This is a genomic window from Nonomuraea sp. NBC_00507 (assembly GCF_036013525.1).
GTDB lineage: Bacteria > Actinomycetota > Actinomycetes > Streptosporangiales > Streptosporangiaceae > Nonomuraea.
The window spans coordinates 7,124,287-7,137,106 of the sequence record NZ_CP107853.1; the positions used below are offsets into that span (position 1 = coordinate 7,124,287).

12 protein-coding genes and 1 pseudogene are annotated in these 12,820 nt (G+C 68.9%); 11 read left to right on the forward strand and 2 right to left on the reverse strand.

The genetic code is table 11. The features are described 5' to 3' along the window. The first annotated feature begins 16 nt into the window (after nt 1–16). The 11 genes from OHA25_RS34275 to OHA25_RS34325 all read left to right on the forward strand — a co-directional run bounded on the left by OHA25_RS34275 (nt 17) and on the right by OHA25_RS34325 (nt 11,941). On the forward strand, nt 17–1,312 hold the full coding sequence (locus OHA25_RS34275; protein WP_327581051.1) for an ABC transporter substrate-binding protein: 1,296 nt from the start codon (nt 17–19) through the stop codon (nt 1,310–1,312). A 13-nt stretch (nt 1,313–1,325) separates the two neighbouring features. Continuing rightward, nucleotides 1,326–2,222 carry a carbohydrate ABC transporter permease gene (locus OHA25_RS34280; protein ID WP_327581052.1) on the forward strand — a complete coding sequence of 299 codons (897 nt, stop codon included), beginning with the start codon at nt 1,326–1,328 and terminating at the stop codon, nt 2,220–2,222. Next, complete coding sequence (locus OHA25_RS34285; RefSeq protein ID WP_327581053.1) at nt 2,219–3,106, forward strand: carbohydrate ABC transporter permease; 888 nt, start codon at nt 2,219–2,221, stop codon at nt 3,104–3,106. Before OHA25_RS34280 ends, OHA25_RS34285 begins: the two co-directional genes overlap by 4 nt. A gap of 28 nt (nt 3,107–3,134) precedes the next feature. Next, complete coding sequence (locus OHA25_RS34290; RefSeq protein WP_327591082.1) at nt 3,135–4,127, forward strand: sugar phosphate isomerase/epimerase family protein; 993 nt, start codon at nt 3,135–3,137, stop codon at nt 4,125–4,127. Beyond that, complete coding sequence (locus tag OHA25_RS34295; RefSeq protein WP_327581054.1) at nt 4,124–5,050, forward strand: transketolase; 927 nt, start codon at nt 4,124–4,126, stop codon at nt 5,048–5,050. The genes OHA25_RS34290 and OHA25_RS34295 overlap by 4 nt, the downstream gene beginning before the upstream one ends. After that, nucleotides 5,050–6,003 carry a transketolase family protein gene (locus OHA25_RS34300; protein ID WP_327581055.1) on the forward strand — a complete coding sequence of 318 codons (954 nt, stop codon included), beginning with the start codon at nt 5,050–5,052 and terminating at the stop codon, nt 6,001–6,003. The genes OHA25_RS34295 and OHA25_RS34300 overlap by 1 nt, the downstream gene beginning before the upstream one ends. Before the next feature lie 28 nt (nt 6,004–6,031). Then, a complete protein-coding gene (locus OHA25_RS34305) occupies nt 6,032–6,676 on the forward strand; it encodes a DUF2291 family protein (protein ID WP_327581056.1) in 645 nt (214 codons plus the stop codon). After that, nucleotides 6,673–8,220, forward strand: a complete 1,548-nt coding sequence (locus OHA25_RS34310) for a sugar ABC transporter ATP-binding protein (RefSeq protein ID WP_327581057.1) — start codon at nt 6,673–6,675, stop codon at nt 8,218–8,220. Before OHA25_RS34305 ends, OHA25_RS34310 begins: the two co-directional genes overlap by 4 nt. Further along, nucleotides 8,210–9,343 carry an ABC transporter permease gene (locus OHA25_RS34315; RefSeq protein WP_327581058.1) on the forward strand — a complete coding sequence of 378 codons (1,134 nt, stop codon included), beginning with the start codon at nt 8,210–8,212 and terminating at the stop codon, nt 9,341–9,343. The genes OHA25_RS34310 and OHA25_RS34315 overlap by 11 nt, the downstream gene beginning before the upstream one ends. 17 nt (nt 9,344–9,360) lie before the next feature. Further along, nucleotides 9,361–10,353, forward strand: coding sequence for a D-ribose ABC transporter substrate-binding protein (locus OHA25_RS34320; protein ID WP_327581059.1), 993 nt, complete (start codon nt 9,361–9,363; stop codon nt 10,351–10,353). 229 nt (nt 10,354–10,582) lie between these two features. After that, entirely contained in the window at nt 10,583–11,941 is a 1,359-nt protein-coding gene (locus OHA25_RS34325; RefSeq protein WP_327581060.1) for a hypothetical protein, read from the forward strand. Here the strand turns inward: OHA25_RS34325 and OHA25_RS34330 are convergent. Together OHA25_RS34330 and OHA25_RS61535 are read right to left on the reverse strand one after the other, a co-directional pair. Continuing rightward, nucleotides 11,844–12,626 (reverse strand): phytase, encoded by a 783-nt coding sequence (locus tag OHA25_RS34330; RefSeq protein WP_327581061.1) that lies wholly within the window; start codon nt 12,624–12,626, stop codon nt 11,844–11,846. The genes OHA25_RS34325 and OHA25_RS34330 overlap by 98 nt on opposite strands. Before the next feature lie 13 nt (nt 12,627–12,639). Continuing rightward, a pseudogene (locus OHA25_RS61535) lies at nt 12,640–12,816 on the reverse strand (hypothetical protein); the annotation flags it as partial. Nucleotides 12,817–12,820: the final 4 nt, after the last annotated feature.

The window sequence follows — 12,820 nt, forward strand, 5'->3', positions numbered from 1 at the left end:
ACGTAAGGAGATCGACATGACTGCCAGGTCGTACACCCGCCGGGGATTCCTCGCCCTCTCATCCGTCGCGGTCACCGGGCTCGGTCTCACCGCGTGCACCGGAGCCTCCCTCAGCAGCGGTGGCGGAACGGCGCCGGCCTCGAACAAGCTGCGCCTGTTCACCTACGAGGACGATGAGACCATCGGCCTGTTGAAGGCCCAGGTGAAGAAGTTCGACGAACAGAACGGCACGACCACCACGATCGACAGCCTTCCCGGGTCGGGCGCCGCCCAGTATCCCGACAAGCTCCGGACGGAGCTGCTGGGCGGCAGCGGTCCCGACATCTGGCGCATCTGGGGCGGGCAGATCGGCGCGCCGTTCGCCAAGGCCAAGCAGGCGGCGGATCTCGCGCCGTACTACCAGAAGTACGGCTGGGACTCCTCGATCAACACCGCGGCGATCGCGGGCATGACCTTCGACGGCGTCAAGGCCGGCGTCCCGTTCACGGCACGCGGCCTGGGCGCCTGGTACAACAAGGAGCTGCTGGCCAAGGCCGGAGTCACCGCCCCTCCGACGACGTACGCCGAACTCGAGGAGATGAACGGCAAGCTCGTCGCCGCCGGCGTGACACCGTGCGGGCTGGGCGGCAAGTTCGGCTGGCACGTCATGCGCCTGTTCGAGTACCTGCTCGAGCACACGGCGGGTCCTCAGCTCCACGACAAGCTGCTGATCGGGCAGGAGAGCTGGGACCGGCCGGAGGTCGTCGAGGCGTTCACCCTGTTCAAGAAGTGGCAGGACGAGAAATGGCTGCCCGAGGGGGCGCTGGGCCTCGATCCCGCGGAGATCGGGCGGGCATATGTGGAGGGCGATACCGCCTACAGCATCGAAGGTCAGTGGACGGAGATCTCGGCCATCCTGGCGGCCAAGAAAGATCCCGCGCAGTTCGGGAACTTCCAGCTGCCCACCGATCACACCCCGGCCCGGCACTCCGGGTTCGTCGAGGGCTACATGATCAACGCCAGGTCGGGCAACAAGGACAAGGCCGCGGCCCTGCTCGACTTCATCATGAAGCCGGACAGCCAGAAAGCCATGCAGATCACCTCGTCCACGGTCAAGGGCGCCGAGCCCGATCCCCAGCAGATGCCGTTGTCGGCGGAGTGGGCCGAGAAGTACGGCGCGAGCGCCTTCTACACCATCCAGGACCAGGCATTCCCCAAGAAGGAAGCGGACCAGTACTTCAGCGTGCAGAGCGATCTTCTCCAGGGTTCGATGACGCCGGCCGCGGCGGCCAAGAAGATGCAGGAGATCGTCTCCGCCTGGGCCCGCAACTGACACGGGGCAGCTGATGACAATCCAGAGCGTCCACCCTGGCCGGCGGGGCCGATGGCGGCCGTGGCTGTTCGCCCTCCCCGCGTTGGCGGTCTACGTCGTCTTCCTCGTCTATCCCGCGGTGTCGTCCCTGTGGTTCAGCTTCACCGACTGGGACGGCCTCAGCCCGGCGTACAACGTCGTCGGGCTGGACAACTACGCGCGGATGTTCAGCGACCCGGTGGTGCTGACGGCGGCGAAGAACAATCTCATCTGGTCGCTGGTGACGATCGTCTTCCCGGTGACGATGGGCCTGGCGCTGGCGATGGCGCTGAACGGCAAGGTTCGCGGCAAACCCGTGCTGCGGTTGATCTTCTACGCGCCAGGTGTGCTGCCGCTCGTCTCGATCGCCTCGATCTGGGGGTGGCTCTACAACCCTCAGTACGGCGCCATCAACTCCTTCCTCAGTCTGATCGGCTTGGACGGCCTGGCCCAGCCGTGGCTCGGGCAGGACTCCACGGCGCTGTGGGCCGTGATGGTGCCGGCGGTGTGGCTGCGGACCGGGTTCCCGATGTTGCTCTATCTCGCCGCCCTGCAAGGCATTCCGTCCGAGCTCTACGAGGCGGCGAGAGTCGACGGGGCGAGCCGCTGGCACCAGTTCTGGCACGTCACCATGCCGAGCCTGCGGTCGGCGCACTACATCGTGCTGGCCCTGTCCCTCATCGACTCCTTCAAGGTCTTCGACATGGTCTACGCCATGACCTACGGCGGTCCGGGCACGGCCACCCAGGTGATGGGGACGTGGATGTACGCCAACGTCTTCCAGTACTACCAAGCCGGATACGGCACGGCCATCGCCGTCGTGATCACCATCGTGGCGATCGCGGTCGGCATCCCGTATGTGCTGTCGCAGACCAGGGAGCGTGCCGCATGACCTCGGTTGTCTCCGCCCCCACGACCACGGCCGTCGCCCCGGCCGAGCCGGCGCAGCCCGCCAAGGGCAAGGGCGGCCTCGGCCTGACGATCGTGCTGGCCGTGGTGGCGATCTTCTGGATCTCGCCGCTGGCGTTGCTCCTCGTCACCGCGGTCCGGCCGCTCGCGGACTTCATCTCCAACGGTCCGCTGTCGTGGCCGTCGGCGTTCACCTGGACGAACTTCGCCGACGCCTGGGACATCGGAAACTTCGCCACGACCTACGGCAACAGCGCCCTGCTGGCGATGCTCAAAGTGCCGCTCGGCGTGCTGATCTCGGCGATGCTCGGGTTCGCCCTGGCGAAGCTGCGGATGAAGTTCCGCCGGACCGTGATGTTCTCGGTCTTCCTCGGGCTGACGATCCCGATCTACATCGCGATCGTCCCGGTGTTCATCATGATGCGCACCGCCGGCGCGACGGACAGCGTCATCGGCCTGATCGGTCCGTACCTCGCCTTCGGCATCCCGTTCGAGGTCCTGGTCCTGCAGTCGTTCTTCCGGCAGATCCCGAACGAGATCATCGAGGCGGCGCGCGTCGACGGCGCCGGGGACTGGCGCATCTTCTGGACCGTCGTGCTGCCGCTGTCCGCGCCTGCCCTCGTCACGGTGGCGATCCTGGACGCCGTGGCCACATGGAACGAGTTCCTGTTCGCCTTGATTCTGCTGAACTCCGACGCGAACAAAACGCTGCCGGTCGGCCTGCTCAACTTCCAGGGTCAGTTCTCCAACAACAACACCGGTCTGGCCGCGGGGATCCTGATCGCGGTCGTGCCGATCCTCATCGCGTACACGCTGCTTCAGCGGTGGATCGTCGGCGGCCTGACCGCCGGGGCCACCAAGGGATGAATGACTAGGAGTGATCACCGTGACAGATATGCCGACCTTCGGCGCCGGAATCTGGCATTTCGCCACCTACAAGGACCGCTACGCCACCGACGGGTACGGCCCGCCGGTCGGCCTGCTGGAGCAGATCGACCGGGCCGGAGCCGTGGGTGACCTGTCGGTGGTGGACCTCAACTGGCCGTTCGTGGGTTTCGACGGCACGCTGGATGACGTCAAGGCCGCGCTGGACACCAACGGCCTGCGAGCCATCGCGATCACCCCCGAGATCTACACGCGGGACTTCATGAAGGGCTCGTTCACCAACCCGGACCCGGCGGTACGCAAGCGCGCTCTCGCGTTGATGCACGATGCCACCGACGTGGCCCTGGAATTCGGCTGCTCCTACGTCAAGCTGTGGCCCGGCCAGGACGGCTGGGACTACCCGTTCCAGGTGGACTACCACGACATCTGGCAATTCGCGCTCGACGGGCTGACAGAGCTGTGCTCCGCACATCCGGAGATCAACTACGTCATCGAGTACAAGCCACGCGAGCCGCGCGTGAAGATCATCTTCCCGAGTGTGGCCCGGACGCTGCTCGGCATCGAACGGATCGGCCTGCCCAACCTCGGCATCCTGCTCGACTTCGGCCACTCCCTGTACGGGCAGGAGACACCCGCCGACGCGGCGCAGCTGGCCATCGACTACGGGCGCCTGTTCGCGATCGACGTCAACGACAACCTGCGCGGCTGGGACGACGACCTGGTCGTCGGCTCCGTCCACCTGGTGGAGACCTTCGAGTTCTTCCACACCCTGCGCAAGAACGACTGGCAGGGGGTGTGGCAGCTGGACCAGTTCCCGTTCCGCGAGGACAGCGTCCAGGCGGCGAAGCAGGCGATCCGTTTCCTCAAGGCGGTGCACCGAGCGCTCGACGTGCTCGACGACGCGGCCCTCGCCGCCGCCCAGGCCGCGCACGACGCGATGGCCGCGCAACGGCTCGTCCAGAACGCCTTGCTGACCTCGATGGCGGGACTGGAGGACGCATGACGGCCACACACCCGCTGGAGATCGCCGGGCACGTCACCATGCCCGTGCTCGGCCGGCTCGACGCGCACGCGGGCCGCGCGGAACAGATCGCGCACATCGCCGAAGCCGCCCGGCAGATCCGCATCCAGGACCTCAAGCTCGTCCACCACGCGGGGGCCGGGCACATCGGCGGCGACTTCTCGGCGATCGACATCCTGGCCACGCTGTACGGCGCGGTGCTGGACATCAGCCCCGACCGGCTCGCCGATCCGGAGCGCGACCGGTTCATCCTCAGCAAGGGCCACGTGGCCGGCGCACTGTACACGACGCTGGCGGCGTTCGGTTTCCTCCCGGTCGCCGCCCTCGGCACCTTCCTCCAGCCGCTGTCGGCGTTGAACGGGCATCCCAACCGGACGAAGGTCCCGGGCGTCGAGGCCAACACGGGACCACTCGGGCACGGGCTTCCCGTCGCGGTCGGACACGCGTTGTCGGCCAAGCTGGATGTGTCCCTGCGCCGTACGTATGTGCTGGTCGGCGACGGTGAGCTGCAGGAGGGCAGCAACTGGGAGGCCATGATGGCGGCCGCGCAGTATCAGCTCGACCGGCTGACCGTGATCGTCGACCGCAACCGGCTGCAACAGGGCGCCACGGTCAAGGAGACCAACGACCTCGATCCGCTGCCGGACAAGGCGGCCGCCTTCGGCTTCGCCGTCGTCGAGGTCAACGGGCACGACCACGGCGAACTGCTGGAGGTGCTGTCGTCCGTGCCGTTCCGGCCCGGAAAGCCCACCTTCGTGATCGCCCACACGCACAAGGGGCATCCGATCTCGTTCATGAGCAACAGCGTCGCCTGGCACCACAAGGTGCCGAACACGGTGGAGTACCACCAGGCGCTGAGCGAGCTCGAGACGGTGCGCCATCCCCGATTCGGCAAGGAGCGTTGATGCCGCGAACCTCGGTCGCCGACCTGCCCCGCCACGACTGCCGGGACGCCTACGTCGCGACCCTGTCCGAGCTGGCCCACGAGGACCACCGGATCGTGGGCGTGGTGAACGACTCGATCGGTTCCAGCAAGCTCAACAGCTTCCGCAAGTCCTTCCCCGACAGGCTCATCAACGTGGGCATCGCCGAGCAGGACATGGTCGGCGTGGCCGCGGGCCTCGCCAACGGCGGCCGGATCCCGTTCGTGTCGGCGGCCTCCTGTTTCCTCACCGCGCGGGCGCTGGAACAGATCAAGGCGGACGTCGCCTACTCCAACCACAACGTCAAACTCTGCGGCATGAGCCCCGGAGTCGCCTACGGCGAACTCGGGCCGACGCACCATTCCATCGAGGACATCGCCTGGCTGCGGGCCATCGCCAACCTGACCGTCATCGTCCCGGCCGACCCCGTCGAGACCAGTGCCGCGCTGCGCTGGGCGGCCGCGGTCGACGGGCCGGTGTTCGTACGGGTCAGCCGGATGAGCGTGCCCCAGGTCAACGCGGACGACTACGCGTTCGTCCCCGGCAAAGCGGTGACGCTGCGCGAGGGGACCGACGTGACGCTGATCGCCAACGGGACGGTGCTGTGGCGCGCGCTGGTCGCCGCCGAGCAACTCGCGACGGAGGGGATCGCGGCGCGGGTGTTGTCGATGCCGACGGTCAAGCCGCTCGACGTGGAGGCGGTCGTGGCCGCCGCACAGCAGACCGCCGGCATCGTGACGGTCGAGGAGTCGACCACCGCCGGAGGCCTCGGCGGGGCGGTCGCGGAGACCGTCGTCCGGCACCATCCGACGCGGGTCACGATCCTCGGCGTACCGGAGTTCGCACCGACCGGATCCGCGGGATTCCTGCTCGACCGGTACGGGATGTCCCCCGAAGGCATCGCCGAATCCGCCCGGCACCTGGTGAACCGGTGATGGCACGGCCGGGCGAAAGGAGCACCACATGACGACGACGGCGCCGGACCGCCCCCGGCGCATCCCCACCCGCTGGATCGCGGCCGCGGCCATCGCTGTGCTGGTCGTTCTCATGGCGGCCAGCACCGAATACCGGACGGCCGAGACCGCGGCGGCCGCGGCGCCGAAGAAGTTCGACCCCGCCGCGTTCGGCGCCCAGAACTACGAGGCCAAGGTCGTGCCCGCCATCAAGAGCGCCGCCGTCGAGCTGCCCGTCCTGCTCGACGCCCTGGCCGCCGACAAGGATGCCGCGAGCCAGAAGTACGGCAAACGCCAGGGCACCGGCCCCTACACCTTCGCCGTCAGGGCGGCAGGCGAGGCGGGCGCCGCCAAGTCGGGGCTGCTGCCGGTCACCGTCAAGGACCTGCCGGACGACACCAAGGTCTGGCTGCAGATCGGTCCCGCCATCAACGGCACCGCGCTGCGCGACGCCGCCGGGTTCATCACGTTCGGCCAGTTCACCAACCAGGTGGAGTACGCCGACGCGGCCACCGCCCTGAACAACCAGATGCGCGACAAGCTGCTCAAGGGGCTGGACGTGGCCGCGCTGGAAGGCAAGGAGATCACCTTCACAGGGGCGTTCACGTTGCTGACGCCCCAGACGGTGACGATCACCCCGGTGGAGATCTCATGACCGCGCCAATGCTCAGGGCCGGCGAGGTCACCAAGGTCTACGGCGGCACGCACGCGCTGAAAGGGGTCGACTTCGCCGTCGCGCCTGGCCGGGTGACCGCGCTGTTCGGCGAGAACGGCGCCGGCAAGTCGACCCTGATGAAGATCCTGGCCGGGATCGAGCAGCCCACCACCGGCCATGTCGAGCTGGACGGGCGGCCCCTGCGCCTGCGCTCCTCCCGCGACGCGGCCGACCACGGCATCTCGATCATCCATCAGGAGCTCAGCCTGTGCCCGAACCTCAGCATCCAGGACAACCTGTTCCTGGCCCGCGAGGTCCGCACCGCGTACGGGTCCGTCGACCGCACGGCCCAGCGAGAGGCCACGGCCGCGGTCCTGCGCCGGCTCGAGGAGGACGTCGACCCCGACCGGCTCGTCGGCGACCTGCGGCTCGGCCAGCAGCAGCTGGTGGAGATCGCCCGCGCGCTGCTGCAGCGGGCCCGCGTCCTCATCATGGACGAGCCCACCTCCGCCCTGACCGCGCCCGAGGTCGAGGTGCTGTTCCGGGTGATCAGGGAGCTCACCGCCGCCGGCGTCGCCGTCGTCTACATCTCCCACCACCTGGACGAGGCCCTCGACATCGCCGACGACGTCGTGGTGCTGCGGGACGGGCGGCTGGTCGCCGCGGCGCGGGCCGGCGAGGTCGACATCCGCTGGATCGTCGAGCAGATGGTGGGCCGCGACCAGGACACGCTGTTCCCCAGCCGGGAGCCGGTCCTCGGCGAGGAGGCGCTGGCCGTCCGCGACCTCACCGTGGCCGATCCTGCGGTCCCTGACCGGCTGGTCGTGGACCGGCTGTCGCTCAGCGTGCGTGCGGGCGAGATCGTCGGCGTCTACGGGCTGATGGGCTCCGGGCGCACCGAGCTGCTCGAAGCGCTCGCCGGCCGGCTCCGGCCCGCCTCTGGCGAGATCCGGCTGTCCGGGACGCCGCTGACGCAGGCCCGCCGCGGCTCGATCCGCGACCGCATCGGGCGTGGCCTGGTGCTGGTGCCCGAGGACCGGCAGCGTGACGGCCTCGTACAGACCATGTCGGTCGGGCAGAACCTGTCCCTGGCCGCGCTCGGCGCGTTCGTCCGCGGCCTGTTCGTCTCCGAGGAGCGCGAGCGCGCCGCCGTCACCCGCACCATCGCCGACGTCACCGTCAAGACCAGCGGCGCCCAGGCGGCCATCGGCTCGCTGAGCGGCGGCAACCAGCAGAAAGTGATCATCGGCAAGGCGCTGCTGACCGGGCCGCGTGTCCTGCTGCTGGACGAGCCGTCCCGCGGCGTGGACGTGGGCGCCAAGGCCGACATCTTCGAGCTCATGGCGGCCCAGGCCAGGCGGGGCCTGGCCGTGCTGTTCACCACATCCGACGCAGAAGAGGCCCTGCACATCCCCGACCGGCTGCTCGTGCTCGCCCGCGGCGCCCTGGTCGGCGAGTTCCGGCGCGGCGAGCTGACCCGGGAGGAACTGATGCGCGTGTCCGACGGTGGAGCGACCCCCAGCAGCGAGGGCGGTGCGCGATGACGGCCACGGCGACCACCGCCACCAGCCAGGGCGGCGCGTCATGACGGCCACGGCGACCACCGCGCCTCCGGAGCAGGCCGCCGCCCGAGCCCGCCGCCTCTCGCTGCTGAACATCGCCTTCGAGCTGCGCGCCTTCATCGCCCTGGCCGTGCTCATCGTGATCTTCGGCCTGCTGTCGGACTCCTTCCTCACCGTCGCGAACCTGATCACGATGACCAAGCACGTCGCCATCAACGGCGTGATCGCGCTCGGCATGCTGCTGGTCATCCTCAAGGGCGGCATCGACTTGTCGGTCGGCTCCATCGTGGGGCTGTCCGGCGTGGTCGCCGGCGAGCTCCTGCAGGGCCTGCACGTGGGCGGCGTGATCGCCTACCCGCCCGTGTGGGTGGTGATCGTGCTGTGCGTCGCGGTCGGCATGGCGATCGGCGGGCTCAACGGGCTCCTCGTCACCCGCTTCAACGTGGCGCCCTTCATCGCCACGCTCGGCATGCTGTACGTGGCCCGCGGCGCGGCCATGCTCATCTCCAACGGCGCCACCTACCCCAACCTGGGCGGCAACCCGGCGCTCGGAAACACCGGCTTCGAGCTGCTCGGCAGCGGCCGCCCGCTGGGCCTGCCCACCTCCATCTGGATCATGATCCTGCTGGCCGTGGCGGTCGTGCTCCTGCTGGTCAAGTCCCCCTTCGGCCGCTGGCTCTACGCCACCGGCGGCAACGAACGGGCCGCGGATCTCTCAGGCGTACCGATCCGGCGCGTCAAGACCATCGTGTACGTGATCTCCGGCGCGTGCGCCGCCGTCGCCGGGCTCATCATCGCCTCGGAGCTCACCTCGGCCGCCCCGCAGGCCGGGGAGACGTACGAGCTCAACGCCATCGCCGCGGTGGTGATCGGCGGCGCCGCGCTCAGCGGTGGACGGGGCACCGTGCGCGGCACCCTGGTCGGCGCCTTCGTCATCGGCTTCCTCGCCGACGGCCTGGTGATCCTGGGCGTGTCGACGTTCTGGCAGATCCTCATCAAGGGCGCGGTCATCATCCTCGCCGTGATGCTCGACCAGGGCCAGCAGCGATTCAAGCGACGGGGCGCCGCCGCGGCGGCGGTCGCCGCAAGCAAGAAGCAAGATTGAACGACAAGGAGACACCGATGCCCCCCACACGCGTCGTCACCCTGGCCCTGTCCGTGCTGCTCGGTTGCTCCACGCTGGCGGCGTGCGGCAGCGGCGGCGACCAAACCGCGATCAGCGCGAAGCCCGCAAGCGGCAGTGCGGCGGCCGGCGGCCTGATCGCGATCATCACCCCGTCGCACGACAACCCGTTCTTCAAGGCCGAGGCGGAGTCGGCGAAGGCCCAGGCCGAGAAGCTCGGCTACCAGACGTCCGTGGCCTCCCACGACGACGACCCCAACAAGCAGAGCGAGCTGATCGACGCGGCCATCTCCCGCCAGGCGAAGGCGATCATCCTGGACAACGCCGGCGCCGACGCCTCCATCGGCCCGGTCCGCAAGGCCACCCAGAGCGGAGTCCCGGTGTTCCTGATCGACCGCGAGATCAACGCGACCGGCGTAGCCAAGGCCCAGATCGTCTCCAACAACTCCCAGGGCGCCCAGCTGGTGGCGCAGTCGTTCGTGGAGGCGATGAAGAGCAAGGGCAACTACGTCGAGCTGGTCGGCAAGGAGTCCGACACCAACGCCAGCGTGCGCTCCAAGGGCTTCGCCGACGTGATCTCCCAGTATCCCGACATGAAGGTGGTGGCCAAGGAGAGCGCCAACTGGGACCAGCAGGAGGCGTTCACCAAAATGGAGACCATCATCCAGAAGAGCCGCGACATCCAGGGCGTCATCGCCGGCAACGACACCATGGCCCTGGGCGCGGTCGCGGCGCTGAAGGCCGCGGGCCTGCTGAAGAAGGTCGTGGTGGTCGGCTTCGACGGCAGCCCCGACGCGATCGCCGCCATCAAGGCGGGCGAGATGCACGCCACCGCGCTGCAGCCCGCCGCGCTCGGCGCGACCAGCGCCGTGGATCAGGCCGACCAGTTCATCAAGACCGGCAAGACAGACAAGGAGGAGAAGCAGTCCATCGACTGCGAGCTGGTCACGGCCGGCAACGCTGACGAGTTCGGCGTGTTCGCCAGGAAGTGACCGGCGGTCACGGATCGGGCAGGGTGATCTCTCCGTGGCCGACGACGGTGGTTACCACCCACCGCGACACGGGTCACCTCGCCCTGCGCCGAGCGCAGGCCGGATCGGATCGAACCCGCGGCGGTGTCCTCCGGCATCTCCACGATCCCGGCCCGCATCGGGTAGCGGAGCGACGCCGGCACGCCGAAGATGACGGTGGAGGCATGCGCGGTAGGGAGGAGGCGCTGTCGTGGCGCGGAATGAATCCGAGGACGTGCGCCAGAAGAACGCAGCCGTTGTTCAGACGATCGAGGGCCTGCTCGCGCAGGCGCAATCGCGGTCACGGTGGAGCGAGGAAACCCTCGATAGTGCGCGAGAAGCAGTCATCAAGAGCCGCGACTTGGTGTATCGCTCTGAGGAGCATGTGCCGCTCCTGGCGCGCAGCCTCCGCACCACGGCCCGGCTCCTTCTTCGACGGGACCGCGCAGCGGAAGCGTTGCCCCACGCACAAGAGGCTGTAGCGATCACCCGTCTGATGGGGGGCGCCCCCCTCATCGTGTCACTGGCCTGTTTAGCAGAGGTCTTCGAAGCACTTCACCGCTACTCGGACGCTGCCGCGGCGATGAACGCGGCGGACGCAGCACGGACGACGAGAGACGCCCAAGGAGGTGGCGAGGCGGCGGCCGTCGTGTACATCCTCGGTGAGACGGACCGCGACCATGGGGGTAGCACTGACATCCGAAGCCCCGGCTTTCTCGATGTCCTGGACGCCGACACGTCGCCGCTGGAGATGTACCGCCACGGGGTGACCGCCTACGAGAATGGTGACCCCAGAACGGCAGGGGAATGGTGGCGACGTGTTGCCGACGCCGCCGACGCCGATGTCTCGCCGCGGGCGATGTATCGGCTCGGGTTGCTTGCCAACGAGAAGGCCGACGTGGACACTGCTCGCCTCTGGTGGGATCGTGCTGCGGAGTCCGGCCACGCAGATGTCGCTCCTCAGGCGATAAGACTCCTCATAGGCGACGTTCAAGCGCCCACCACCTTCCTGGAAGGCATCTTGTCGTCCTGGCTGCAGGAGCACCTCAGCGACCGGCCGTCGGCCGTGATCTACCTTGTGGACGAGTCTGGCTCGGACGAGGTCGAACGGGCCGCTGTCGGCGTGCTGCGCGCGTTCGGCATGGAGGTGGAGCAGCGGCTGCCGGAGATTCGCGGGTCATGGCTGCTGAGGCTGCGGCTGGCGGTCCGGGCATGGTCGGGCTCCGACGAGGCCAAGGCGCTCCTGGCGGAGCTCGAACATGCTGCTCGGGTGCGACTGCTCCATCAGCCGATCGCAGAGGTGGATGAGAAGAAGAGTGCCGCGGTCGCCGCGCTGATCACCGCGTTGGAGCCGCACCAGACGGCGGTCGTCATGCTGGGCTCCATCCTGATTCTGAAGGTGGACGGGGTGCTTGCCGTTCGCGACCTGTCCTCACGGGAGCTGGCGTTCATGGCACGCAACCCGGGCATGGTCAAAGACCCCGTCGCGCTGCTCTCGGGGTTGGACACGGTCGTCGGTGCGGAACGTGCGGTCTCACCTGCAGCACACGAGCCGGGTGTAGAGGCCTGAGCAGGCCTGGCGGGCTGTCGGCGCCATCGTGCACGACCAGCAGGCCCTCGGGGTAGGCGTGGCCGAGCGGGGCGCTGGTGGCCATCGCGCCGTCGCTGGCCTCGGCGCCGTCCGTGCGGTTGCCCGGGCCGACCCGGAACTGACCGAGGTAGGCGTTGCGCCCTGCGCGGTCGTAGACGGCGAAGGTGTCGTCCCCCTGGCTGGAGGCCAGCAGGTAGCCGCTGTCGCGGCCGGTCTGGTACACCGTCAGACCCTCGGCGTCGGCCGCCAGGTGCCGGCCGCCGTAGCCGCGGTCCTGGCCGGGCACGCACTCCTCGGTCGCCGGGTCGTAGGTGTCCTGCCTGCCGTACTCCTTGACGCGGTCCATCAGGACCGGACGGCCGGTCAGGTCCGCGCGCAGGCGCCAGATGCCGACGTCCTCCTGTGCCGCGTACAGCACGCCGTGGTCCACGACCATGCCCTCGACCTGCGGGAGTTCGCCCGGCTCCAGGCAGGGCGTCCACGTGGAGCCGTCAGGCAGGGTGAAGCTCGACGGAAGGTCGAGGGTGCGGACCTTGCGGTAGGTGACCTTGCCGCCGGGCGCGGCGACCAGCTCCAGCAGGCCGAGCCTGGTCTCGTGGCGGCGGCTGCCCCGCGGCGGCCTTCGCGGGGTCGATCGCGTAGACGCGCAGCTGGTCGCGCCCACGGTCGGAGGCCACGGCCAGGTCCACCTTCGCGCCTGTGGACAGGCGGAAGCCGCGGACGAGGTCGACGTTGTTGAGCCGGCCGGGCTCGTCGCCGTTGGCGTTGCCGCCCGCGTCGTCGTCGTACAGGGGCGGGGTCTCGGCGGTGGCGGTGTCGGTATTCGTCCTTATGTCTATACAAAGAGTTGACATTGAG

Excerpts from the sequence above, each read along its gene's own strand:
- OHA25_RS34275 (WP_327581051.1), top strand. The coding sequence starts at position 17 with ATGACTGCCAGGTCGTACACCCGCCGGGGATTCCTCGCCCTCTCATCC.
- OHA25_RS34280 (WP_327581052.1), top strand. The coding sequence starts at position 1,326 with ATGACAATCCAGAGCGTCCACCCTGGCCGGCGGGGCCGATGGCGGCCG.
- OHA25_RS34285 (WP_327581053.1), top strand. The coding sequence starts at position 2,219 with ATGACCTCGGTTGTCTCCGCCCCCACGACCACGGCCGTCGCCCCGGCC.
- OHA25_RS34290 (WP_327591082.1), top strand. The coding sequence starts at position 3,135 with ATGCCGACCTTCGGCGCCGGAATCTGGCATTTCGCCACCTACAAGGAC.
- OHA25_RS34295 (WP_327581054.1), top strand. The coding sequence starts at position 4,124 with ATGACGGCCACACACCCGCTGGAGATCGCCGGGCACGTCACCATGCCC.
- OHA25_RS34300 (WP_327581055.1), top strand. The coding sequence starts at position 5,050 with ATGCCGCGAACCTCGGTCGCCGACCTGCCCCGCCACGACTGCCGGGAC.
- OHA25_RS34305 (WP_327581056.1), top strand. The coding sequence starts at position 6,032 with ATGACGACGACGGCGCCGGACCGCCCCCGGCGCATCCCCACCCGCTGG.
- OHA25_RS34310 (WP_327581057.1), top strand. The coding sequence starts at position 6,673 with ATGACCGCGCCAATGCTCAGGGCCGGCGAGGTCACCAAGGTCTACGGC.
- OHA25_RS34320 (WP_327581059.1), top strand. The coding sequence starts at position 9,361 with ATGCCCCCCACACGCGTCGTCACCCTGGCCCTGTCCGTGCTGCTCGGT.